Origin of the sequence: Methylobacterium fujisawaense, assembly GCF_014138435.1 — a bacterium.
GTDB lineage: Bacteria > Pseudomonadota > Alphaproteobacteria > Rhizobiales > Beijerinckiaceae > Methylobacterium > Methylobacterium fujisawaense.
In genome coordinates this window covers 828,706-852,410 of sequence record NZ_JACJIM010000002.1, presented here as the reverse complement: position 1 = coordinate 852,410, position 23,705 = coordinate 828,706, and the positions used below count along the sequence as shown (strand labels likewise).

The window sequence follows — 23,705 nt, the reverse complement described above, 5'->3', positions numbered from 1 at the left end:
GGCGCGTCGCGGCTGCGACAGGCGAAACTTGACCGTGCCTTAGCAGGTCGCCGCACCAGAGTCGGCCCTTCGTCCCGGCCTCGTCACGGCTTCGCACCGCTCGCAAGGACGCGGTCCACGGCAAGTCGTCCGGTGGCAGGTTCGAGCACCCCGCAACCGTCGCGTCCCGGATTGAGCGCCTGCAACCGCCCCATGCTGCGGCGGGAGTGGTCAGGCGGCTCGCGACGCGTTACCGTCTCGGCACCCGAATAAAGTCCGGCGCCTGATTCCCCCGCCGCGCGATGGCGCGCTGCCGGGCGCGGCACGGCCGTTGAGAGTTTCCGAAGCTTGCCTTTCCCGACCCTGCCCGCCCCCCTCGCGCGGGCCCTGAGCGACCGCGGCTATGCCGATCCGACCCCGGTCCAGGCCGCCGTGCTTGAGGCCGCCGCCGGCTCCCGCGACCTCCTCGTCTCGGCCCAGACCGGCTCCGGCAAGACCGTGGCCTACGGCCTCGCCATGGCCAGTATCCTGATCGGGGAGGCCGACCAGTTGCCGCCCCCGGCGGCGCCCCTGGCCCTCGTGATCGCCCCGACCCGGGAACTCGCCCTGCAGGTGCAGCGCGAGCTGTCCTGGCTGTACGGGCCCGCCGGTGGCCGCGTCGCGGCCTGCGTCGGCGGCATGGACCCGCGCCGGGAAAGCCGGATGCTGGCGGAGGGCACCCACATCGTGGTGGGCACGCCGGGGCGCCTGCGCGATCACCTCGAGCGCCGCAACCTCGACCCGACGGCCCTGCGGGCCGTGGTCCTCGACGAGGCCGACGAGATGCTCGATCTCGGCTTCCGGGAGGATATCGAGTTCATCCTCTCGGCGACGCCGCCGGAGCGGGCCACCTACCTGTTCTCCGCGACCCTGCCGAAGGCGATCGAGACGCTGGCCGAACGCTACCAGCACGGCGCGCTCCGTCTGGCGATCAAGGGCGAAACCAAGGGACATGCCGACATCGCCTACCGGGCGGTGCGGATCATGCCGCGGGAGACCGAGCACGTCGTGCTCAACCTCCTGCGCGAGGCCGATGCCGCGACCGCGATCGTCTTCTGCAACACCCGCAACGCCGTCCGCCATCTCCAGGCCAGCCTGACCGAGCGGGGTTTCTCCGTGGTGGCGCTGTCGGGCGAACTCGGCCAGGGCGAGCGCAATGCCGCGCTCCAGGCCCTGCGCGACGGCCGCGCCCGGGTCTGCGTCGCCACCGACGTGGCCGCCCGCGGCATCGACCTGCCGTCCCTGAGCCTCGTCATCCACGCGGACCTGCCGCACGATGCCGAGGTGCTCCAGCACCGCAGCGGCCGTACCGGTCGCGCCGGCCGCAAAGGCACCTCGGTGCTGCTCATCCCCAATTCCCGGCGACGCCGCGCCGAGCAGATGTTCGCCATTGCCAAGGTGAGCCCCGAATGGTCGGGGCCGCCCTCGGCCGACGAGATCCGGCGCCTCGACGGCGAGCGCATGCTCTCGGATCCGCTCTTCGCCGAGCCGCCCGCCGAGGAGGATGTCGCGCTCGCCGAGACGCTGCTCGCCGGCAAGAGCCCGGAGGAACTGGCTGCCCTGCTGGCCCGCGTCTACCGCACCCGCCTGCCGGCTCCCGAGGAGGTCAGCGATCCCGGAGAGGGCCGCGCCCCCCGGGGCGAGCGTCCGCCCTACGACCCGATGGATCCGGAGCGGATCGCCGCCATGGGGCCGGCGGTCTGGTTCCGCCTCAACCTCGGCCGCCGCGACAACGCCGACCCGCGCCGTCTGCTGCCGATGCTGACCCGGCGGGGCGGCATTGGGCGCCAGGAGATCGGCGCGATCCGGATCTTCGACCGCGAGACCAAGTTCGAGGTGCGGGGCAACGCGGCGGCACGCTTTGCCGAAGCGTTCGCCCGCAACGGCTCGCCGGATATTCAGGTCGAGGCGCTGGTGGGCGATGCGGGGCCGGATGAGCGCAGGGACCGACCGGGTGGTCCGAAGGGTTTTGCGAGCCCGCGCGCCGGGAAGCACCAGCGCAAGGTGGATCGCACCGGGCCGAAGAGCGATAAGGCCGGGCGCCATTCCGGACGGGCCTGAGCGCCGGATCGGAAGACTTGTCCGGCCCCCATGCGCGGGGCCGGAGCCGCGGGTCAGAACACGTTCTTCACGGCGTTGCCGAGAGCGTCGACGCTTTCCTTCAGCTTCCGACCGGCCGGTGCGAGGGACGGGAGCTTGATCCCGAGCACCTCGGTGTCCTCCGCCTCGGCGGGTTCTGCCTGAGCCACGGTCGCGGGCGCTGTGCCGGTGGCCTTCTCGGCCGCCCGCGCCGGCGCAGGCGCCTTGCGGGTCGCCACCGCCTTAGAGGCGGGCTTCTCGGGGCGCTCGATCTTCTGGGCGCGCTCGACCTTCTCGGCGCGCTCGACCGGCGCCGGGCGCTCGGTCCGCTCGGTCGCGGGAGCCGGATTCGGCACGGCCGGTTCAACGAGTTCGCGGGCCCGGACCGTCTCGGACGCGCGGGGCGTCTGGAGCGATGCCGTGCGGGTCGACGCCAGCGGCGCGACCTCCCGCGTGGCCGCCACCGGCATGACGGGCGTCGGGACCGGGATGCGCTGCGTCGGCGGGACCGGTGCCGCGGCGACCTTGGCGGGCTGTGAGGCGGCCGAGGGCGGGGCGGCGGGGGCCTTCGCGGGCGTCACGATGGGCGAGAAGGCCTCGGGCAGCGCGACCATCCGCAGGGCCGGCGCCTCGGGCTTGGCGGGCACCGCCGCCGCCGGCGCTGCCTGGACGGAGCCCTTGATCACGGGCAGCCCGTCCTTCAGTTCCGGCCAATCGGCGGCCTGCTTGGACGCGACGATCCGCACCGGCGTCGGCGCCGCGAGGCCGGCCATCACCGTCGAGGCGGCGACGCCGAAGCCCACCAGCGCGCCCGCGCCGGCTACGCCGAACAGCGCGACCTTGAGGTTCAGCGACGGCCCGGGCTTGGCCGACGGCCTCCGGTCGGGCCGGGTCTCGGACGGGTCGAGGTTGAGATCGATCATGGTCCGGGGTCTCTGACTCGATACACGCCGCGCGCGACCGGGCTCCCCATGACCGGTCGCCACTCTTCGAGGATTCGAAGCTGGTTCGACTCTGTTGGCGATAGAGAAGCTGCAATACGGCGCAATGATGTCGGCCCGAATTGCCAGCCCAGCCAGTCGTGATCCGGCTATCCACAACATAACGCGCCGCCGCTTAAGAATCGGTATTCGGACCGCCCGTGCCGATGCGCGCGTCGGGGTCCGCGCGGCCATGGCCCGGCCGGCCGCGGGGCGCGGCATGGACTTCGCCGGCACGGTCGCTATGCGTCACGGCGTGGATACGAGCCCGACCCTGACCCCGAGAGCCGCGGCGCCCGCCGCGCCGATCAGACCCCGCCCCGGCCTTTGGCCCTGGTCTGGCTGGTCGACGCGCGCGCGGCTCGTCGCGGTGGTGCTTCTCATCGATGCCTTCGCGGCTTTGATCTCCTGCGCGGTCATCGTGCTGAACGCCCGGTCGGCGGTGCGCGTCGAGACCCGCGCCTCCCTCGCCACCGTCGAGTCGCTGGTGGCCGACACGATCCGCCTGTCCGACACGGCCTCCCCCGACACGCTGCTCCAGACGCTCGACCTCCGCTTCAAGGTCCTTCGGCATGTCCGGGTCGCGGTGCTCGATGCGGATGGCGACCAGATCGGCCGGCCGTTGCCGCCGACCCGCGCGGACCGGGAGGCACCCCACTGGTTCGCCGACCTGATCATGCCGCCGATCGAGCGCCACGCCCTGCCGATCGTCGTCGACGGGCGTCGGCTCGGGACGGCGCAGATCACCACGCAGCCGATGGACGAGATCGACGAGATCTGGGGCTATGCCCGTGCGCTCTCGCTGACCACCCTGGCGATCAATGCCGCGATGCTGATCGCCCTCTACATCGCCCTGGGCCGGATCCTCGCGCCGCTGCGGCGGCTCGGCGCCGGCCTGACCCAGCTGGAGCATCACGACTACACGGCCCGCCTGGAGCCGCCCGGTGCCCGGGAGCTGGCGGTGATCGCCGAGCGGTTCAACAAGGTCGCCGAGGCCCTGGGCGAGGTCCGGGCCGCCAACGGCCGCCTCAACCGCCAGCTTCTGACCGCCCAGGACGACGAGCGCCGCCGGACAGCCCTGGAGCTGCACGACGAGTTCGGCCCCTGCCTGTTCGCCCTGGAGGCCAACGCCGCCTCGATCGGCCGTATCGCCTCCGGCTCCGCCGAGCCCAGCCGCGAGAAGCTCGCCGCCCGGGCGGCCGAGATCAGCGCCATCGTCGGCCAGGTCCAGACGGTCAACCGGGAGCTTCTGAACCGCCTGCGGCCGCACGGGCTCGGGCAGGCGCCGCTCGCGACCTGCCTGGACCTGCTCCTGCGCGGCTTCGGGCAGCGCCACCCCGGCCTCAGCTTCGTGGGCCGGTTCGACGGTCTGGCCAAGGGCTACGGCGACCTCGTGGACCTCACGGTGTTCCGCTGCGTGCAGGAGAGCGCCACCAACGCCGTGCGGCACGGCGCCGCGACCCGGGTGGAGGCCGAGGCGACCGAGGCCGAGGGCCGGCTCGACCTCACCATCCGCGACAACGGCACCGGAATCCCCCCGGAACACGGCACCGGGCTCGGTCTGTCGGGGATGCGCGAGCGCGTGGAGGCCCTCGGCGGCACCTTCGCCCTTGACAATGCCGGCCCCGGGGCGATCGTCCGGATCATGATCCCCGTTCCGCCTGACCGGGGCGACGAGACCAGCACCGCGCCGAGCGCATGAACGCCATCGCATCCCAGATCGACGCCGCCGCCACGCGCCTGCCGGTTCTCGTCATCGATGATCACCCCATCGTCCTGCAGGGCTGTCGACGCGTCCTGGAGGATTCCGGCGTGGAGACCATCGCGGAGGCGACCACCGTCGTCGGCGGCTACCGGATCTTCCACCGGCTCCGTCCGCCGGTGGTGATCTGCGACCTGACCTTCCAGGGCAGCGGCATGGCCGGCCTCGGCCTGATCCGGCGCATCCGGGCGGTGGCGCCCGAGACGCGCATCCTCGTCTTCAGCATGCACAACGACCCGGTGATCGTCGCCCGCGCCCTCGAGGCGGGGGCCCTCGGCTACGTCCTCAAGGATCACGCCTCCGCCGAGCTGTTCGAGGCCTTCGCCAAGGTGCGTATCGGCGAGGTCTACCTCGACCGGCGGCTGGCCACCGAGGTGGCGATGCTGCGCGCCGACGCCCGCCGCGCGCCGGAATCGCAGCTGACCCCCCGCGAGCAGCAGATCCTGGCGCGCCTCGCCCAGGGCCGCTCCTACGGCGCCATCGCGGCCGACCTGTCGGTGAGCTACAAGACCGTGACGAATGCCTGCTCGCAGATGCGCCAGAAGCTCGGCGTGCGCACCCTCGCCGAGCTGATCCACGTCGCCGTCACCCACGCGCAGCGGCAGGGCTAGGGCGTGGCGTCTCTCGGACTGGCCGAGGCGGGCGCGCCGGTCTCGTTCTCGCAGGAGGCCTGGGCGCGCAACGCCGCCGCCTACGAGACCATCCGGTCGATGCCGTTCAATGCCGAGCTCGCCGCCGGCACGCTGCCGCAGGGTCGGTTCCGGCACTACATCGTGCAGGACGCACACTACCTGATCGGCTTCGGCCGGGCGCTGAGCCTCGCCGCCGCGAAGGCGCCGGATCCCGACGCGATCGTGCAGTTCTCCCGGGCCGCGCAGGAAGCGATCGTCGTCGAGCGCGCGCTCCATGGCGGCTTCTTCCGCGACTACGGCATCGGCCCGGAGACCTTCGCGGCCACGCCCCTGACGCCGGCCTGCGATCATTACGTCTGCTACCTGCTCGCCACCGCCTATGCCGAGCCCTTCGCGGTGGTCTGTGCCGCGCTGCTGCCCTGCTTCTGGATCTACAAGGCGGTGGGCGACGACATCTTCGCCCGCGCCGCGCCCGGCAACCCGTACCGCGCCTGGATCGACACCTATGCGGGGGCTGACTTTGCCGAGGCGGTGGCGGCCATGATCGCCGCCACGGATCGGGCCGCGCGGGACGCGTCGGCGGCCGAGCGCGCGCGGATGCATCAGGCCTTCACGCAGGCCACCCGGCTGGAATGGCAGTTCTGGGACAGCGCCTACCGCGACGCGGCCTGGTCCCTGTGACCGGCCCGGCGCGCCCGTGACCGCGCCGGAGGCTCGCCGCCGGGATCTCGTCGCCGCGGCACTCGCCGCCGCCCTGGTCTGGCCGCTCCGTCCGGCGCAGGCCGCCGGCTCTGCAGACGCGCCGGACCCGATTTCGCCGGAGCCGATCCCGGCGGACCGCCCCGTCCGGATCGCCATGCTGCTCTATCCGGGCCTGACCGCCCTCGATCTCGTGGGCCCGCAGACCTTCCTGGCCGGCCTCGCTCCGGGCAGCCTCCACCTCGTCGGTGCGGAGACCGGTCCCGTCACGAGCGATACCGGCCTCGCCCTGGTGGCGACCCACAGCTTCGCGACCTGCCCGGCGGATCTCGACGTCCTGTTCGTGCCCGGAGGCGACGGCACGCCCGCCCAGATGGGCCATGCGGCGCTCCTCGCCTTCCTGCGCGACCGCGCCGCCCGGGCCGGCTGGGTCGTCAGCGTCTGCACCGGATCGTTGATCCTGGGGGCGGCCGGCCTCCTGCGGGGCTACCGCGCGACGTCGCACTGGAGCGTGCGCGACGCGGTGCTGCCGCTCCTCGGCGCCGAACCGGTGGCGGAGCGCGTCGTGTTCGACCGCAACCGCGTCACCGCGGCCGGGGTCTCGGCGGGGCTCGACCTCGGGCTGGCGCTCGCCGCCCGCCTGCGCGGGGCCGACTACGCCCGCACCGCGCAGCTCGTCGCCGAATACGCTCCGGCGCCGCCGTTCCGGGCCGGCACACCGGCGGAGGCCGGTCCTGCCGTGGTCCGGGCCGCCGAGTCGATTCTCGCGCCGCTGGTGACGGGGGCCGAGGCCGTGGCGCGCCGTTGAGGGCCGCGCCGGCGATGCAACTTCGCCACGGTCGGGCGCCACGTGCGGCGCCGTGCTTGACGGAGCGACGCCGGGGACCGAACTGTTGCGGTGCACGATCCCCCCGGAGCCGCCATGTCCCTGATCGCACGCCTGCGCGCCTACGCGGCCGAGGCTCTCGGCGTCGGCAACCCCGAGACCGTGGACGAGACGCATCTCGCGGCCACGGCGCTCCTCGTCCACGTCGCCCGCGTCGACGGCATTCTGGCGCCCGCCGAGAGCGAGCGCCTGTCGCGCCTCGTCCAGGGTCATTACGCCGACGGGCCGGATGCGGCACGGGCCCTGATCGAGCGGGCCGCCGCCATGGACTCGGAGGTGCGCGACGTGGCGAGCCTCGTGGAGATGATCCCCCACGAGGCCGACCGGGCCGAGCGCGAAGAGCTGCTGACCATGGCGTGGTCGGTCGCGGCGGCGGACGGCAACGTCGACGAGTTCGAGGAGGCGCTGGTCGAGCGCCTCGGCCGCCTGCTCGGTTTCGACGAGGCCGCCATCTCGGCCGCCCGGCGGAGCGGTCAACAGGGTGTCGCGGCCGCCTAGCCCTCGCGTCCCGCCATGATCGCCAGTCTGGCGCTGATCCTGCTCGCCCAGCTGCTGGGCGAGGTCCTGGCGCGCGGCGCGGGCGTGCCGGTGCCGGGGCCGGTGATCGGTATGGGCTTGATGTTCGCGTTCCTGCTGCTGCGCGACAGCGCGGGGCTCGGCCTGTCGCGCTTCCTGCCGAAGCCGCTCACCGATGGGACGCTCGAAACGACGGCGCGCGGCCTGCTGATGAACCTGTCGCTCCTGTTCGTTCCGGCGGGGGTCGGCGTCGTCGGCCGCCTCGACCTGCTCCGGGCCCAGGGCGCCAAGCTCGCCCTCGTGCTGATCGTCTCGACGGCGCTGTCGCTGCTGGTGACCGTCCTGGTCTTCCGTGCCGTGGCCGCCCGGGTCGAACGGCGTCGACCCGACGGAGAGCCCTGACGCATGGGCGGCGATTTCTCGCTCTGGGTCTATCTCGCCAAGACGCCGCTCCTGTGGCTGACGGTGACGCTGACCGCCTACGTCCTGGCGGACCGGATCGCCGCGGCCACGGGCCGGCACCCGATCGCCAACCCCGTGCTCATCACCGTGGCTCTGGTCGGTGCGGTCCTGGCCATCACGGGCACGCCCTACGGGACCTATTTCGAGGGCGCGCAATTCGTCCACTTCCTGCTCGGACCCGCCACCGTGGTTCTGGCCATGCCCCTCTACGAGCGGCGTGCCACGGTCCTGCGCGCCCTCGCGCCGATGCTCGCGGCCCTCGCCGCCGGCTCGGCCACCACGCTCGCCGTGGTCATCGCCCTCGCGCGGCTCCTCGACATCCCGCAGCCGGTCCTCGTCTCGCTGGCCCCGAAATCCGTGACGTCGGGGGTGGCGATGGGTATCGCGGAAGCGCTGGGCGGCGATCCGACGCTCACGGCCATCCTGGTGATCCTCACCGGCATCATCGGGGCGATCCTGGTCACGCCGATGATGAACCTCCTGCGCATCCGCGACATGCGCGCCCGCGGCTTCGCGGCCGGGCTCGCGGCCCACGGCATCGGGACGGCGCGCGCCTTCCAGGTCAGCGAGGTGGCCGGGACCTTCGCGGGCATCGCCATGGGGCTCAACGCCTTCGTGACGGCGATCCTCGCCCCCCTGGCGCTGCACCTGCTGTTCTGAGGCCTCAGGCGTCCAGACGGTCGGCCACCGCCTCGGCGAGCGACAGGCTGGAGGTCAGCCCTGGGCTCTCGATCCCGAACAGATGCACGATCCCGGGCAATCCGTGCTCCGCCGGGCCGTCGATCCGGAAGTCGGCCGCCGCCTCGCCCGGCCCCGTCAGCTTGGGGCGCAGGCCCGCATAGTCCGGATACAGCGCCCCGTCCGGCAGACCGGGCCAGTACCGCCGGATCGCGCCGTAGAAGGCCTCGGCGCGCCGGGGATCGACCCGGTAATCGAACCCGTCCACCCATTCCACGTCGGGCCCGAAGCGGGTGCGTCCGGCGAGGTCGAGGGTCAGGTGGATGCCGAGGCCGCCGTCGATCCGCGGCGCCGGGTAGATCAGCCGCGAGAAGGCCGGCCTGCCGGTGCAGCCGAAGTAGTTGCCGCGGGCGAGGCGCAGCCTCGGGACGCGCTCGGCCGGGTAGCCCTCCGTGCGGGCGGCCAGGGCCGGGGCGCCGAAGCTCGCGGCATTGACCACCGCGTCGAAGGCCATCGTCCCCGGCTCGGCACCGCCGAACGCGGCCTGCCATTGCCCGTCCCGCTGCGTCAGGCCCTCCACCGGGGTGCGCAGGGCGAGGGCGCCGCCGTGATCCTCGATCTCGCCGAGCAGGGCGAGCATCAGCGCATGGCTGTCCACGATGCCGGTGCGCGGCGAATGCAGCGCCACCGTGCAGGTGAGATTGGGCTCCAGGCGCCGGGCCGTCTCGCCGTCGAGCAGCTCCAGGCCCGCCACGCCGTTGGCCTCGCCCTGCCGGCGGATCGCCGCGATGGTCTCGGCCTCGGCATCGTCGGACGCGACGATCAGCTTGCCGCAGGCGCGATGCGGGACACCATGACTCGCGCAAAAGTTGTATAGTCGATGCGAGCCCGCGACGCAGTGATGCGCGCGTTCCGAGCCGCTTGGATAGTACATGCCCGCATGGATCACCTCCGAGCTTCGGGCCGACACGCCGGTTCCGAAGGCCTCCTCGGCTTCCGCCACCACGATGGCGTGTCCGCGCAGCCCGAGCGCCCGCCCGATGGCGAGACCGACGACGCCGGCTCCGACGACCAGGACCTCCATGTTTTCGGGCTCTCCATCGCGCCCCGACGGGCAGGTGAGTCTTCAATACCGCACTTCAATCGGAACCACGACGCGTCCGTTGATTCGTCATTGACCCTAAATCTCAATCCTAAGTAGAAATATCGGCGTCACAAATGCGCGTCTCGGTTGTGGCGACGGTGATCTGGCGCATAATGGGTCATTCACCGCCTCCGGCCGGGGCCGAAACCGTCTCACGAACACAGACCCGGCCGTCGGCGGCGAAGCATCCGACGGAAGCCACGAGAGCCACAACCGAACAACGTCGAACCGAGGTGATGACCATGCCGACGACATCGCCGAGCGTCGAACTCGCCGCAAAGATCCTGAGCGCCTACGTCACGCGCAACAGCGTCCCGGCGGGAACGCTCCCCGACCTGCTCTCCGAGGTTCACCGCTCCATCACCGCCCTGGACCGGCCGGTCGAGCCGCAGGTGAAGCGCCCGACCGAAGCACAGATCCGCGCCTCGATCCGGCCGGACACGCTCATCAGCTTCGAGGACGGCAAGCCCTACAAGGCCCTGCGGCGGCATCTGACGATGCGCGGCCTCACGCCGGAGGCCTACAGGGCCAAGTGGGGCCTGCCGGTCGATTACCCGCTGGTCTCGGCGGTCTACAGCGCCCGCCGCTCGACGATCTCCCGCCAGATCGGGCAGGGGCAGCGCCTGCGGATGCAGCAGGCCGCGGAATAGCCGGCGCGATCCCTCGCCGGTGCCGGCGAGGGGCGACCGTCACGTCCAGTCCAAGGCCGGGACCTCGGCGCCCGCGGTCGCCACCTCCTGGATCAGCAGGGCCACGAGCCCCGACCATCCGGTCTGGTGCGCGGCGCCGACCCCGCGACCCGTGTCGCCGTGGTAATATTCGTAGAACAGGACCAGATCGCGGAAATGCGGATCCTCCTGTTCGATCCGGCTGTCCCCGTAGACGGGCCGTCGCCCGTCCGGGCCGCGGGTCGAGAGTCCGATCAGACGCCGTGACAGGTGGGCGGCGATCTCGCGCAGCGAATAGGTCCGTCCGGAACCGGTCGGTGCCTCGACCCGGAAATCCGGGCCGTAATAGTCGTGGAAGCGGTTCAACCCGGCGATCAGCAGGTAATTGACCGGCATCCAGACCGGGCCCCGCCAGTTCGAGTTGCCGCCGAACAGGCGCGAGCGCGACTCCGCCGGCTCGTAGGCGAGGCCCAGGTCGCTGCCGTTCCAGGCGAAGCAGAACGGCGCGTCCGCATAGACGCGGGAGACGGCCCGCAACCCGTGCTTCGAGAGGAACTCGTTCGGATCGAGGGCGCGCTGCAGCAATGCCTTCAGCCGGTGCCCGCGCAGCAGCGACAGCAGCGCGGTCTGGCCCTCGCCGGGTTCGTTCCAGCGCGAGACCAGGGTCGCGAGGTCTGGGCGGTTCTTCAGGAAGAACAGCATCCGGTCGCGCAGCGATGGAAGCCGCTCCAGATCGCACGTATTGATGACCGCCACCGCGAAGATCGGGATCAGACCGACCATGGTCCGGGCCCGGATCGGGAGGCGCTGTCCGTCACGGGTCTCGATCACGTCGTAGAAGAAGCCGTCCGGCTCGTCCCAGACACCGGCGCCGGTGGCAGCCGCGATGAGGAGGAAGTGCTCGAAGAACTTCTCGGCCATGTCCTCGTAGGTCGGGTCCTCGAGGGCCAGCTCGATGGCGATCCGCATCAGGTTGAGAGCATAGGTCGCCATCCAGGCCGTCGCGTCGGACTGGGTCAGCGAGGCGCCGTCGCCCACCGGCTTCGACCGGTCGAAGATGCCGATGTTGTCGAGGCCGAGGAAGCCGCCCTGGAACAGGTTGCGGTCGTCGGAATCCTTGCGGTTCACCCACCACGTGAAGTTCAGGGTGAGCTTGTTGAAGATCCGCTTCAGGAAGGCGTGGTCCGGCGTGCCGGTCAGCGCCCGGTCCAGCTCGAAGACCCGCCAGGCGGCCAGCGCGTGGACCGGCGGATTGGCGTCTCCGAAGCCCCATTCGTAGGCCGGCAGCGCGGCGTTCGGATGGGTGTAGGCCTCGTCGACCAGGAGCAGGAGCTGGTTCTTCGCGAAATCGGGATCGATCAGCCCGAACACGATCGCCTGGAGGGCCAGATCCCAGGAGGCGAACCACGGATACTCCCAGGCATCCGGCATCGAGATGATGTCGTTGGCCCGCAGATGGGCCCAGTCGCTGTTGCGGCCGTGCCGCCGCTCCGGCGCCGGTGCGGGCTGCGCCGGGTCGCCGGTGAGCCATTCGCGCACGTCGTAGTGGTAGAGCTGCTTCGACCAGAGCATGCCGGCGAGGGCCTGCCGTTGCACGAGCCGCATCTCGGGATCGACGATCGGCGCCTGAAGCGCTCCGTAGAAGTCGTCGGCCTCCGCCTCCCGGTCGGCGAAGACGGCGTCGAAATCCGCGAAGGGCTCGCCCGGCGCGGTCTCGGGGCGCAGGCGCAGGCGCAGGGTCCGCGTCTCCCCGGGGCCGAGATGGAGATCGTAGCGGGCGGCGCACTTGGTGCCCGACAGGGCGTTGGCGGCGGCCCGGTTTCCGCCCGCGACGCACCGGTCGATCCCGTCCTTGTAGAAGCCCTCGGCCGAACCGGTGCCGAACAGCCGATGCGTGTTCGTCTCGTTCTCGGTGAACAGCAACTCGCCCGCGCCCTCGGCGAAGAAGCGCAGGCCCGGCATCTCGGGGTGGCGCGCCCAGACCGAGCCATCCGAACCGGCCATCAGCTCCGGCTTCTGGACGCCCTGCTTCCAGGACCATGTGTTGCGGGCCCAGAGCTGAGGCAGAAGCGTCAGGTCGGCGGGGTCCGGACCGCGATTGGTGGCGGTGACCCGCATCAGGATGTCGTCCGGAGACGCCTTGGCGTAGGCGATCGCGACGTCGAAATAGCGGCCGGCGTCGAACAGGCCGGTGTCGAAGAGCTCGTATTCCGGGTCGTCGAGACCGCGCCGCGCATTCTCCTCGACCAGCCGCTCATACGGAAAGGCCGCCTGCGGGTACTTGTACAGCATCCGCATGAAGGCGTGGGTCGGGATACCGTCGAGGTAATAGTAGAGTTCCTTGACGTCCTCGCCGTGGTTGCCTTCCTGATTGGTCAGGCCGAACAGGCGTTCCTTGAGGATCGGGTCCCGCCCGTTCCACAGGGCGAGGGACAGGCACCAGTTCAGATGCCGGTCGCCGAAGCCGCCGATCCCGTCCTCGCCCCAGCGGTAGGCGCGGGATCGGGCGTGGTCGTGGGGCAGGTAGTCCCAGGCGTCGCCGCCCGGGCTGTAATCCTCCCGCACGGTGCCCCATTGCCGGTCGCTGAGATACGGCCCCCAGCGGCGCCAGGCCGGGTCGGAGCGGGCCTCCACGAGACGGCGTCCCTCGGCGGTCTCGAAGAGGTTGCGCGGCACGCCGTTGGGCTTGGTCATAGGCTCGCTGCTCCTGCCCCCGCGGTCGCATCAACCGATAGTGCCGCGCCGCCGGCAGAGAAAGTCCGGGCCCGCGCCGCGGCCCGATCCGCGCGGGATCGGGTCACACGATGCGGATCGACAGGTCCGGCAGGCCCTCGATCGAGCCCGCGAGCATGTCTCCCCGCACCACCGGCCCGACATTCTCGGGCGTGCCTGAATAGACGATGTCGCCGGCCTTGAGCTCGAAGGCCTTCGACAGTTCGGCGATCTGCTCGGCCACCGACCAGATCATGTCCGACAGGTCCGCGTCCTGCCGGAGCGTGCCGTTGACGGAAAGCCGGATGCGCCCGCGCCCCGGATGCCCGACCCGTGCGACGGGCAGGATCGGCGTGATCGGCGCGGAGTGGTCGAAGCTCTTGCCGATCTCCCAGGGCTTCTTCTGGTTGCCCATGCCGCGCTGGAGATCCCGCCGGGTCATGTCGAGGCCGGTGGCGTAGCCGTAGACGTGATCGAGCGCCTGCCCGACCTGGATGTCCCGGCCGCCCGATTTCAGCACGGCGACCAGCTCGATCTCGTGGTGATAGTTCTGCGTCAGCGACGGATAGGGATGGTCGGCGAGGCCGTTCGCGACCACCTGCACGGCGTCTGCGGGCTTCTGGAAGAAGAACGGCGGCTCGCGGGACGGGTCGGAGCCCATCTCGCGGGCATGGGCCGCGTAGTTGCGGCCGATGCAGTAGATCCGCCGGACCGGGAAGACCTGCGCCTCGCCCAGGATCGGAATGGTGACCTGTGGCAGCGCGAACAGCGTGCCCGGCTGCGCCTCCCCTGCAGCGGCCTGACCGAGGGTCCCGGCACCGCCCACGGCGACCGCCCCGAGCACGTGACGCCTGTTGATCGTGGCCATGACCTTCGTCCTTCTGCCCGGCTGCGTGCTGCCGCGGACCGCACAACTCGGTCGGCGATACGATGGGGCTGCCCCGGCCGCCAGCGGATGCGGGCCTGGTCGGGGATCCTCAGCCGGCCCGTGTCACCCGGATCCCGCTCCGGTCTGCCGCGACGCGTAGCCGGGTGTAGTCCGCGATCGCGGGATGGCCGGTCTTCACCGGCTCGTGATGGGTCGCGGTGACCACCACGATGCCTGCGCCCGCGGCTTCGGCCGCCCGGATGCCGGCCAGGGCGTCCTCGAAGACGAGGCACTCCGACGCCGCGGCACCGAGGCGTTCGGCCCCCAGCAGGAAGCAATCCGGCGCGGGCTTGCCCTGCGCCACGTCCTCGGCGGCGACCAGAAGGTCGGGGACCGGCATGCCGGCCGCCGCGAGCCGGCGCTCGGCGAGCCGCCTGGGCGCCGATGTGACGATCGCCCAGCGCTCGCGCGGCAGCGCCTCCAGGAACGACCGCGCGCCGGGGATCGCGATGATGTCGCCGACATCCTCCATCTCGGCCTCGGTGATCGCGGCGGCCTCGGCTTCTGGATCGACGCCGGGCAGGTTCAGCCGCCGGATCGTCTCCACCGAGCGCACCCCGTGGATCGTCGGCAGGAAGGCGGCCACGTCGAGGCCGTGCGCCTCGGCCCAGCGCGACCAGATCCGCTCCGCCGACGCAATCGAGCTGATGATCGTCCCGTCCATGTCGAACAGGAGCGCGGCCAGGGGACGTGTCGGGAAAAATGTCTCGGGCATGGGGGACCGCTAGGCCGCCGCCGCCGCCCCGGCAACCGACCCGCGCGCATGGCCGCGTCACGCGGGCTGGCGAGCCTCCGGGACCGACTCGGCGCGCGAGCGGCGCGCTGTCGCGGGAGCCCGGCCCGCTTCACGGGCCGATGCCTTTGGTGTAGCGCGGGTGCAACCCCGGGCCGTCGGCGGCCCTGCAACCGCGAATATCATCCGACCATGCCGAGCCGCATCGACGCCACCTTTGCCCGCGCCCGCGCGGAGAACCGGTCCGTCCTCGTCACCTACGTGATGTCGGGCGATCCCGATCCCGAGACCTCGCTGGAGGTGCTGTCGGCGCTCCCGGGCGCCGGCGCCGACATCCTGGAATTCGGCCTGCCGTTCACCGACCCGATGGCGGACGGCCCTGCGATCCAGGCCGCCGGCCTGCGGGCCCTGAAGGCGGGCCAGACGGTCGCGGGCACCCTCGACCTCGTGCGCCGCTTCCGCGCCGGCAACGACACCACGCCTATCGTGCTGATGGGCTACTACAACCCGATCCACACCTACGGCGTCGACCGCTTCCTCTACGACGCGGTGGCGGCCGGCGTCGACGGGCTCATCGTCGTCGATCTCCCGCCCGAGGAGGATTCCGAGCTGTGCCTGCCGGCCCTCGGCAAGGGCCTCGCCTTCATCCGGCTCGCCACGCCCACCACCGACGAGCGGCGCCTGCCGGCGGTCCTCGCGAACACGGCGGGCTTCGTCTACTACGTGTCCATCACCGGCATCACCGGCACGGCGACACCGGATTTCGGCAAGGTCTCCGAGGCGGTCGCCCGCATCCGCCGCCACACCGAGCTGCCCGTGGTCGTCGGCTTCGGCGTCAGGACCGGCGCCCATGCGACGGCGATCGCCAAGGGCGCGGACGGCGTCGTGGTCGGCTCCGCCCTCGTGGACGCCCTGGTGCGCTCCCTCGACGGCGAGGGCCGGCCTCAGGCCGGAAGCGTTGCGGCGGTGACGGAGCTGGTGCGGGAACTCGCCGCGGGCGTGCGGGCGGCGGGCGTCGGACGGGCCGCCTGACGGCCGGATCGGGGACCCCTGGCGGCGGCGTGCGCCGCACCTGATATCTGCGCGGGCTTGAAGCGGACGGACGCAAGTCGATGGTCGAACCGATGAACTGGATCTCGGAGGTGGTGCGCCCCCGGATCAAGACCCTGTTCAAGCGCGAGACGCCCGAGAACCTCTGGGTCAAGTGCCCGGATACGGGGCAGATGGTGTTCCACAAGGAGGTGGAGGCCAACCACTGGGTCATTCCCGGCTCCGAGCATCACCTGAAGATGGGCGCCCAGGCGCGCCTGAAGATGATGTTCGACGAGGGCACCTGGATCGACGTGGCGCTGCCGGAGGTCGCCACCGACCCGCTGAAGTTCCGCGACGAGAAACGCTACGTCGACCGGCTCAAGGAGGCCCGGGCCAAGACCGGCCTGCAGGACGCGTTCAAGATCGGGTTCGGCCGGGTCGGCGGCCTGCCGATGACGCTCGCGGCGCAGGAATTCGGCTTCATGGCGGGCTCCCTCGGCATGGCGGCGGGCGAGGCCTTCGTGCGCGGCGCCGAGACGGCGCTGGAGAAGCGCACGCCCTACGTGCTGTTCGCGGCGTCGGGCGGTGCGCGGATGCAGGAGGGAATCCTGTCCCTGATGCAGATGCCGCGGACCACGGTGGCGGTGCGCCGGCTCAACGCGGCGCGGCTCCCCTACATCGTGGTGCTGACGAACCCGACCACCGGCGGCGTCACCGCCTCCTACGCCATGCTGGGCGACGTCCACCTCGCCGAGCCGGGCGCCCTGATCTGCTTCGCGGGACCCCGGGTGATCGAGCAGACCATCCGGGAGAAGCTGCCGGACGGCTTCCAGCGGGCGGAGTACCTGCGCGAGCACGGCATGGTCGATCAGGTGGTCCACCGGCACCAGCTCAAGGAGACGATCACGCGTCTCTGCAGCCTCCTGACCCAAGCGCCCCAGGCCGCCGCGCCGGCGGCACCCTCCGAGGCGGCCTGACCCGGCGATGGCCTCGTCCGATGCCCTGATGGCGCGTTTCCTGGCGCTCCACCCCCGCACCATCGACCTGTCCCTGGGCCGGATCGAGCGGCTGCTCGCGCGGCTCAACCATCCCGAGCGTCGCCTGCCGCCGGTGATCCACGTCGCCGGGACCAACGGTAAGGGCTCGACCATCGCGTTCATGCGGTCGATCCTGGAAGCCGGCGGGCTGGCTGCGCATGTCTACACCTCGCCGCACCTCGTCCGTTTCCACGAACGGATACGCATCGGCGGGATCGGCGGCGGCCACTTCGTGGACGAGGATCGTCTCGCCGACGCGTTCGCCCGCTGCGAGACGGCCAATGCCGGCGAGCCGATCACGATGTTCGAGATCACCACGGCCGCGGCCTTCCTGCTGTTCTCCGAGAGCCCGGCCGACGTGCTGCTCCTGGAGGTCGGCCTCGGCGGCCGGCTCGACGCCACCAACGTGATCGACCGGCCGGCCTGCGCGGTGGTCACGCCGATCGGCCGCGACCACGCCGAGTATCTCGGCGACACGGTCGAATCGGTCGCGACCGAGAAGGCCGGGATCTTCAAGCGCGGCTGCCCGGCGGTGATCGCCGCCCAGGATTACGCCGAGGCCGATGCCGTCCTCTGCCGGCGTGCGGAAGCCGTCGGCGCCGGGCCGGTGTTCGTCGGCAACCAGGACTTCTCCGTGCACGAGGAGCGCGGCCGCCTCGTCTATCAGGACGAGACCGACCTGTTCGATCTGCCGCGGCCGCGCCTCGCCGGGCGCCACCAGCTGGTCAATGCCGGCACGGCGATCACCGCGCTGCGCGCCGCCGGATTCGGCGATATCGGTACGGCGGCCCTGGAGCGGGGCCTCACCGAGGTCGATTGGCCGGGGCGTCTGCAGCGTCTCGGCCGCGGCCGTCTGGCCGCCCAGCTCGATCCCGGCACCGAGCTGTGGCTCGATGGCGGCCACAACATCGACGGCGGCCGGATCCTCGCGGCCGCCATGGCGGATCTCGGCGAGAAGAGCGACGTGCCGCTCGTCCTCGTGGTCGGCCTCCTCGGCACGAAGGACGCCGACGGGTTCCTGCGCAATTTCGTCGGACTGGCCCGCGCCCTCGTGGCCGTCCCGATCACCGGGACCATGGCCGCGCGCCCGGCCGAAGAGGTCGCGCGGATCGGCGAGGAGGTGGGTCTCTCCACCTACGCGGCGCCGAGCATCGAGGCAGCCCTCGCCCTGGTGCGGGACATCGCCTTCGAGCGCCCCCCGCGAATCCTGATCTGCGGATCCCTCTACTTGGCCGGCATGGTTCTCGCCGCCAACGACACGCCGCCGGTCTGAGTCGTCTCCAGTGCGGCCGACCTGCGCGCGGCCGCCGTATCAAGTGGCGGGAACGCCGGACATCTGTGAAGTCCGGATTTTGCATTCGAAAATCCGTCGAATCGCCGCAATCGCGCGGATGGAAACCCGTCCACGGCCACGCTTTCCTCCCGCTGTGGCAGCTAAGCTACATCCTCCCGGGGCTCGATCGCATAATTTCATCGGCGATCGGGCTTATGCTGGGGATCACAGTAATGAAGAAGCTTCTCACGTCTCTCGCGGCTTTCACCGCACTCACCGCTGCCGCTTCGGCCGCCGACCTTCCGCGCCGCGCTGCGCCGCCGCCGGTGTTCACGCCCGTTCCGGTGTTCACCTGGACCGGTGCCTACTTCGGTATCAACGCCGGCTACGCGTTCGACGCCAGCAGCAACTCGACCCGCGGCTTCGTGCAGACGCCCGGCAACCCGGTCGCTCTCGTCCCGGGCGGTCTCGTTCCCTACCAGGCCCTGCTGCCGAACGGCTCGTCGCTGATCTACAGCAACGACAGCCGCGAAGGTTTCTCGGGCGGTGGCCAGATCGGCTACAACTGGCAGCTGACCCCGGGCTCCGGCGCCGTGATCGGCTTCGAGGCTGACGCCCAGTACCTCGACTTCGGCCGTCGCGCTCGCTTCGCCACCAACGCCGTGGCGATCAACCCGGGCTTCATCCCGGTCAACGGCACGCTCAACACCATCGACTTCTTCGGCACCGTCCGCGGTCGTCTCGGTTGGGCCTTCGACCGGACCCTGGTGTACGCCACCGGCGGTTTCGCCTACGCCACCGGCACGGATGACGGCGCTCGCGTCGGCCTGCAGAACTTCGCTGGCCGCCGGAACGACTTCAAGACCGGCTGGACCGTCGGCGGCGGTGTCGAGTACGCCCTGCCCACCGACTCGTTCCTGAACTTCTTCCGCTCCTCGGCCGTCACGCTGAAGGTCGAAGGTCTGTACGTGAACCTCGACAACAACAACGGCCGCGCCCAGGCGCCGCTGGTTGGTGCTGCGATCTCCCCGGTCGGCCTCGTGCCGGTGTACTCGCTCTCCGGCATCAGCCGGAACGAGAACGCCTTCGCCGTCGTCCGCGCCGGCCTGAACTACAAGTTCGGCTCGTACTAAGACCTGATACCGGATCCCGGGCTCGACCCCGGGATCCACCAATAATCTTGGGCTCGAAACCGAGAAAGCCCGGCCTCGCGGCCGGGCTTTCTTTTTTATCGTCTAGGTCTTGGGAGTGGCTCAGGCGGTCTGGGCGCCGATCCAGCGCGACAGGTCGCCCTTCGGGGCCGCGCCGACCTTCTGGTCCACACGCTCGCCGTTCTTGAACAGCAGCAGCGTCGGGATCGAGCGGATGCCGTACTGGGCGGCGATCTGCGGATTCTCGTCGACATTGACCTTGGCGATCTTCACCTTGCCCTGCAGGTCGGTGGCGATCTCCTCGAGCGCCGGACCGATCTGACGGCACGGGCCGCACCACTCCGCCCAGAAATCCACCACGACGGGCTCGGCGGACTTGAGAACGTCCTGCTCGAAGCTCGCGTCGGTTACCTTCACCGTCGCCATAACGTTACCTTTCGGAAGCCGCCGTCCGTCGGACGGCGTCGAACGGGCAGGGGCCCGTGCGGTCCCGCCAGAATTGGCGACGCCCCGGCGCGCGGTCAAGAAGTCCGACCGACCCGGCCCGGCGGCCGTCGCGGTGGGCGCACCACCCATGTGCGGTGCCGCATGCCGGTCGCCGTGCTCGCCCGGACGGCCGGAACGGACCATTCACGCCTCGATGCCGACCCGGTCCAGTGCCGCCGCAACGTCGTCGGGGCCGAGGGTGCGGATCACCGGGCCCGAGGTCCAGACGAGGATCGGCTGGATCGTCCGGCCCGGATAGATCTGCGCGAGAAGGCGCGCATAGAGGGCGATCTGGCCGGCCTCCGCCGCGGGGAGGGGGGCGTCGGGTTCGGGCGGGCGGCCGGTCTTGAAATCCGCGATGCGGACGACGTCCGCCGTCACAGCGAGGCGATCGACGCGTCCCTGAACCGCGCGCTCCGCGCCGGCCGCCCGGACACGCCCCGACAGGGCCACCTCGGCGCGGGCATCCGGGCTGAAGAGAGGCGCGAGATCCGGGTCATCGATGATTCGAAGGACCGCCCGGACGATCGCGCGCGGGGCCGCGCGCGGGAGGCCGGGCGCCCGGGACCGCACGAAGGCGAGCCCGGCCGCTTCCCGGCGGGCGGGCTCCACGCGGGGCAGGTGCTGGAGCAGGGCGTGGATCAGGATCCCGCGCCGCCGGGCCTGCGCGTCCGCGAGGCGCGGCGGCGGTACGCGCGCGCCGTCCGCCGCCTGGAGTGCGCCGGACGGGCTCAGGGCCTCGACCTCCGGTTCCGGCGGGACCGGGCTGCGCAGCCAGTCCGGCTCCGGCTCCGGAGACCGCGCAGCCGCGGAGGCCGCCGCCGCCGGGGCCGGCATCTGCGGGGCGCCATCCTGCCAGAACGTCGCCGGTCCGTAGGACAGGTCCAGCGTCCGGCCGGCCCCGAGCGCCGCTTCCAGGCCGGCATGGATCATCCGGCACCACGCCGCCTCGCTCTCGCGCTCGTGGCCGCGGAAGGGCGCGACGATGAGCCGGTCGGCGGCGCGGGTCATGGCGACGTAGAGCAGGCGGTTGTGCTCCTGCCGGGCCTTCGCGAGCAGGGCCGCCCGCGCGGCGTCGGTGGCGGCGCAATCCTGGGTCCGCCCGCCCGACCAGACCGGCGGCAGGGCGATCTCCGTCGCCGGGAGCGGCAGGAGGGGCGGATCGTTGCGGCCCAGGGGCTCGCAGCCGTCGAGGATCACCACGACCGGCGCCTCCAGACCCTTCGCGCCGTGGACCGTCATCACCCGGACCTCGTCGCGGCCCGATTCGAGGTCGCGTTTGACGGTGTGACCGGCCTCGGCACCGACGTAGCGGGCGAGGAAGCCGCCGAGGGACGGCGCGTCCTCGCCGGTCTCGGCCTGGGCGGCGGCTGCGAGGAACACGTCGATGGCGTCCCCCGCCTCGCCGCCGAGACGGGCCACAAGCTTCGCCCGGCCCCCCTGCGGTCCGAGAAGCCGCGCGTAGAAGCCGAACGGGCCGTGGAGCCCGGCCAGCGCGATCCACCCCGACAGGGCCTCGAGCCCGCGCCTTGCGGCCGGGTCGCCGGACGCGGCATGGCGGTGCAGGGCGTCCTCCAGAGTCTCTGCGAGGTCGCGGCGGGTGGCGATCCGCACGAGGTCGTTGTCGGTCAGCCCGACGAGCGGCGTCTTGAGGGCGGTGGCGAGGGTCAGGTCGTCGGCCGGCAGGAGACCCGCACGCCCGGCGGCGACCAGATCGGCGACCGCGATATGGGCGGAGACCTCCAGCCGGTCCTGCCCGGCGACCGGAACGCCCAGTCCCTTCAGGGCGCGGATCACCTCCTCGAAGGCGGGCCCGCGCTTCCGGACCAGGATCAGGACGTCCCCGGGGCGCCAGATCCGACCGGTGGCGTCCCCCGTCGTGGTCCAAGTCCGCACCGCCTGCGCAACCCGGCGGGCTGTGACGATCGCCGGGGCGCTGGTCTCCGGCGCGTCGACGGGAGCGGTCCAGGCATCCGGCTCGGCGGCGGGCTCCGGCTCGGCGATCGGCCACAGCTCCACGGCGCCGGGCGCCCCGGGTCGGGCGCTGGCATGCACGGTCGTGCGCACCGTGTCCTCGAAGGACAGGCCGTCATTGTGCGCATCGATGGCGAAGACCGCGTCGACGGCGCGCAGCACGAGGTCGGTCGAGCGGAACGACAGGGTGAGCGGCACGTCCTCGAAGGTCAGCCCGGCCGAGCGCGATTCCGCGATCCAGGATGCGCGGGTCAGGGCGAATTCCCGCGGCTCCGCACCCTGGAAGCCGTAGATCGACTGCTTGGGATCGCCCACCGCGAAGCGCGTGCGGCTGCCGGTCCGAGCGCCCTCGCCGGCGGCGAATTCCTGCGTGATCGCCCGCAGGATCGCCCATTGCTCCGGATTCGTATCCTGCGCCTCGTCGACCAGGACGTGGTCGATCCCGCGATCGAGCTTGTAGAGGACCCAGCCGGCCCCGACCCGCCCGAGCAGATCCAGCGCCTTGTGGATCAGGTCGTCGAAATCGAGGGCGCCGAGGCGCGCCTTCTGGGCCTCCACGCGGCGGTGGATCTCGGCGGCGATCCGGAACAGGGCCTGCGTCCGGGCGTGGGCCCGGGCGGCGCGCAGGCGGTCGAACAGCGGCTCCAGCCGATCCCGCTCGGCGAGCAACGCCGCCTTGGCATCGGCCGGCACGCTCTTGGTCCCGAGGCTGCTGTCGGCCTTGGGCTCGTCCTTCTGGGTGAAGAAGACCGCGCGGTAGAGGGCCAGGGCGTCGGACCGGTCGGGAAGATCCGCGGAGCCGGCCCGTTCGGCCTCGGCGGCCGCCAGGGCGTCGGCGAGCTTCTCGTCGTTGGCCTTGCCGGTGCGGAGCGCCGCGATCAGCGCTTCCCGATCCTCCGGACGGCACCCGGGGCCGCCGTCCAGGATCCCGGCCTCGATCCGTTCGGCGGAATCCTCCGGCGCCAGGCCCAGCGCCCCGTGCAGCCGCCCGAAGGCCTTCTCGAGGCCTGCCGCGTCGCCGATGAAGCTCCGGGCCCGCATGGCCGAACGGATCGCGGACCGCAGGGTGTCGCCCGTCGCCTCGGGGGTGACCCGCGCCAGGGCGGCGCTGAGGGGCGTGTCGCCGTTCGCCACGGCATCGGCCAGCACGTTGGCCATCTCGATGTCGAACAGCTCCTGGGCCTTGGACTCGTCGAGCACCACGAAGCGGGCCGGCACGTTCGCCTCGAAGGGGAACATGTGCAGCAGCCGCTCGCACAGGGCGTGCAGGGTCTCGATCTTGAGGCCGCCCGGCGTCTCCACCGCCCGGGCGAAGAGGCGGCGCGCCAGCCGCAGGCGCTCGGGCCCGGCGCGCTCGCCGGTGAGGTCGGCGAGTTCGGCGGCGAGGGTCTCGTCGTCGAGCGTCACCCAGCGGCCGAGGAGCCGGAAGACGCGGATCGCCATGTTGGCCGCGGCGGCCTTGGTGAAGGTCAGGCAGAGGATCCGCCCGGGCGGGGCACCGTCGAGGAGCAGCCGCACCACCCGGTCGGTGAGGACCTTGGTCTTGCCGGCGCCGGCATTGGCCGAGACCCAGGCGGAGGCGCGCGGATCGGCCGCCCGCCGCTGGTTGGCGCGGGTGAGGTCATCGACGACGAAAGGGGCGGGGGCGTGCGAAGTGGAGCTGCTCAACGGTCCAATCCGGCTCGGCTGCCGGGTCTCTCTACAACAGAAACGCGCCCGCGGGCCCGCCAAGGCGTCACAGCGGGCATCGCGGGATTGCCCCCGGCGCGGCGCCGTCCCATGGATGCGGACGATCCTGTCCGTGACACCGAACACGCCCGTGACCCAGCCGACATCCGAGCCGGCGCGCCCGCCG

20 protein-coding genes are annotated in these 23,705 nt (G+C 71.8%); 13 read left to right on the top strand and 7 right to left on the bottom strand.

Translation table 11 applies throughout. From position 1 onward, the window contains the following. Window positions 1–327: 327 nt before the first annotated feature. A complete protein-coding gene (locus GGQ91_RS08790; protein WP_043382876.1) occupies window positions 328–2,079 on the top strand; it encodes a DEAD/DEAH box helicase in 1,752 nt (583 codons plus the stop codon). Window positions 2,080–2,132: 53 nt separating this feature from the next. Here the strand turns inward: GGQ91_RS08790 and GGQ91_RS08785 are convergent, their stop codons facing one another. Then, window positions 2,133–3,020, bottom strand: coding sequence for a hypothetical protein (locus GGQ91_RS08785; RefSeq protein ID WP_182591782.1), 888 nt, complete (start codon window positions 3,018–3,020; stop codon window positions 2,133–2,135). Between the two features lie 277 nt (window positions 3,021–3,297). Between GGQ91_RS08785 and GGQ91_RS08780 the strand changes: the two genes are divergently transcribed. The 7 genes from GGQ91_RS08780 to GGQ91_RS08750 all read left to right on the top strand — a co-directional run bounded on the left by GGQ91_RS08780 (window position 3,298) and on the right by GGQ91_RS08750 (window position 8,694). Beyond that, window positions 3,298–4,779, top strand: a complete 1,482-nt coding sequence (locus GGQ91_RS08780) for an ATP-binding protein (protein WP_182591835.1) — start codon at window positions 3,298–3,300, stop codon at window positions 4,777–4,779. After that, window positions 4,776–5,450: a response regulator gene (locus GGQ91_RS08775; protein WP_043346723.1), complete on the top strand. Its 675-nt coding sequence runs from the start codon at window positions 4,776–4,778 to the stop codon at window positions 5,448–5,450. Before GGQ91_RS08780 ends, GGQ91_RS08775 begins: the two co-directional genes overlap by 4 nt. 3 nt (window positions 5,451–5,453) lie before the next feature. Then, window positions 5,454–6,152 (top strand): TenA family protein, encoded by a 699-nt coding sequence (locus GGQ91_RS08770; RefSeq protein ID WP_170861868.1) that lies wholly within the window; start codon window positions 5,454–5,456, stop codon window positions 6,150–6,152. A 16-nt stretch (window positions 6,153–6,168) separates the two neighbouring features. Next, window positions 6,169–6,978 (top strand): DJ-1/PfpI family protein, encoded by an 810-nt coding sequence (locus GGQ91_RS08765; RefSeq protein ID WP_043382881.1) that lies wholly within the window; start codon window positions 6,169–6,171, stop codon window positions 6,976–6,978. Between the two features lie 114 nt (window positions 6,979–7,092). Beyond that, window positions 7,093–7,554, top strand: a complete 462-nt coding sequence (locus GGQ91_RS08760; RefSeq protein WP_043346719.1) for a tellurite resistance TerB family protein — start codon at window positions 7,093–7,095, stop codon at window positions 7,552–7,554. 15 nt (window positions 7,555–7,569) lie between these two features. Next, window positions 7,570–7,974 carry a CidA/LrgA family protein gene (locus GGQ91_RS08755; RefSeq protein WP_043346716.1) on the top strand — a complete coding sequence of 135 codons (405 nt, stop codon included), beginning with the start codon at window positions 7,570–7,572 and terminating at the stop codon, window positions 7,972–7,974. A 3-nt stretch (window positions 7,975–7,977) separates the two neighbouring features. After that, window positions 7,978–8,694, top strand: a complete 717-nt coding sequence (locus GGQ91_RS08750; protein WP_043346714.1) for an LrgB family protein — start codon at window positions 7,978–7,980, stop codon at window positions 8,692–8,694. 4 nt (window positions 8,695–8,698) lie between these two features. Here the strand turns inward: GGQ91_RS08750 and GGQ91_RS08745 are convergent, their stop codons facing one another. Further along, complete coding sequence (locus tag GGQ91_RS08745) at window positions 8,699–9,796, bottom strand: NAD(P)/FAD-dependent oxidoreductase (protein ID WP_182591781.1); 1,098 nt, start codon at window positions 9,794–9,796, stop codon at window positions 8,699–8,701. 302 nt (window positions 9,797–10,098) lie between these two features. Here GGQ91_RS08745 and GGQ91_RS08740 point away from each other — a divergent pair, with 302 nt between their 5' ends. Then, on the top strand, window positions 10,099–10,506 hold the full coding sequence (locus GGQ91_RS08740; protein WP_182591780.1) for a Ros/MucR family transcriptional regulator: 408 nt from the start codon (window positions 10,099–10,101) through the stop codon (window positions 10,504–10,506). A gap of 39 nt (window positions 10,507–10,545) precedes the next feature. Here GGQ91_RS08740 and GGQ91_RS08735 read toward each other — a convergent pair whose 3' ends face one another. The 3 genes from GGQ91_RS08735 to GGQ91_RS08725 all read right to left on the bottom strand — a co-directional run bounded on the left by GGQ91_RS08735 (window position 10,546) and on the right by GGQ91_RS08725 (window position 14,879). After that, window positions 10,546–13,218 (bottom strand): MGH1-like glycoside hydrolase domain-containing protein, encoded by a 2,673-nt coding sequence (locus tag GGQ91_RS08735; protein ID WP_182591779.1) that lies wholly within the window; start codon window positions 13,216–13,218, stop codon window positions 10,546–10,548. Window positions 13,219–13,321: 103 nt separating this feature from the next. After that, a complete protein-coding gene (locus GGQ91_RS08730; protein ID WP_075380701.1) occupies window positions 13,322–14,104 on the bottom strand; it encodes a fumarylacetoacetate hydrolase family protein in 783 nt (260 codons plus the stop codon). A 109-nt stretch (window positions 14,105–14,213) separates the two neighbouring features. Continuing rightward, entirely contained in the window at window positions 14,214–14,879 is a 666-nt protein-coding gene (locus tag GGQ91_RS08725) for an HAD-IA family hydrolase (protein WP_182591778.1), read from the bottom strand. A gap of 210 nt (window positions 14,880–15,089) precedes the next feature. On the opposite strand from GGQ91_RS08725, the gene trpA reads away from it, so the two are divergent. The 4 genes from trpA to GGQ91_RS08705 all read left to right on the top strand — a co-directional run bounded on the left by trpA (window position 15,090) and on the right by GGQ91_RS08705 (window position 19,372). Then, entirely contained in the window at window positions 15,090–15,929 is an 840-nt protein-coding gene (trpA, locus tag GGQ91_RS08720; protein ID WP_043382887.1) for a tryptophan synthase subunit alpha, read from the top strand. A gap of 80 nt (window positions 15,930–16,009) precedes the next feature. Then, window positions 16,010–16,906 carry an acetyl-CoA carboxylase, carboxyltransferase subunit beta gene (gene accD / locus GGQ91_RS08715; RefSeq protein WP_043346702.1) on the top strand — a complete coding sequence of 299 codons (897 nt, stop codon included), beginning with the start codon at window positions 16,010–16,012 and terminating at the stop codon, window positions 16,904–16,906. A gap of 7 nt (window positions 16,907–16,913) precedes the next feature. Then, window positions 16,914–18,239, top strand: a complete 1,326-nt coding sequence (locus GGQ91_RS08710) for a bifunctional folylpolyglutamate synthase/dihydrofolate synthase (RefSeq protein WP_043346700.1) — start codon at window positions 16,914–16,916, stop codon at window positions 18,237–18,239. Window positions 18,240–18,472: 233 nt separating this feature from the next. Beyond that, window positions 18,473–19,372, top strand: a complete 900-nt coding sequence (locus GGQ91_RS08705; protein WP_043346698.1) for an outer membrane protein — start codon at window positions 18,473–18,475, stop codon at window positions 19,370–19,372. A gap of 120 nt (window positions 19,373–19,492) precedes the next feature. Here the strand turns inward: GGQ91_RS08705 and trxA are convergent, their stop codons facing one another. Together trxA and addA are read right to left on the bottom strand one after the other, a co-directional pair. Further along, a complete protein-coding gene (gene trxA / locus GGQ91_RS08700; protein WP_010682902.1) occupies window positions 19,493–19,816 on the bottom strand; it encodes a thioredoxin in 324 nt (107 codons plus the stop codon). 204 nt (window positions 19,817–20,020) lie between these two features. After that, window positions 20,021–23,518, bottom strand: a complete 3,498-nt coding sequence (gene addA / locus GGQ91_RS08695) for a double-strand break repair helicase AddA (RefSeq protein WP_182591777.1) — start codon at window positions 23,516–23,518, stop codon at window positions 20,021–20,023. Window positions 23,519–23,705 lie beyond the last annotated feature (187 nt).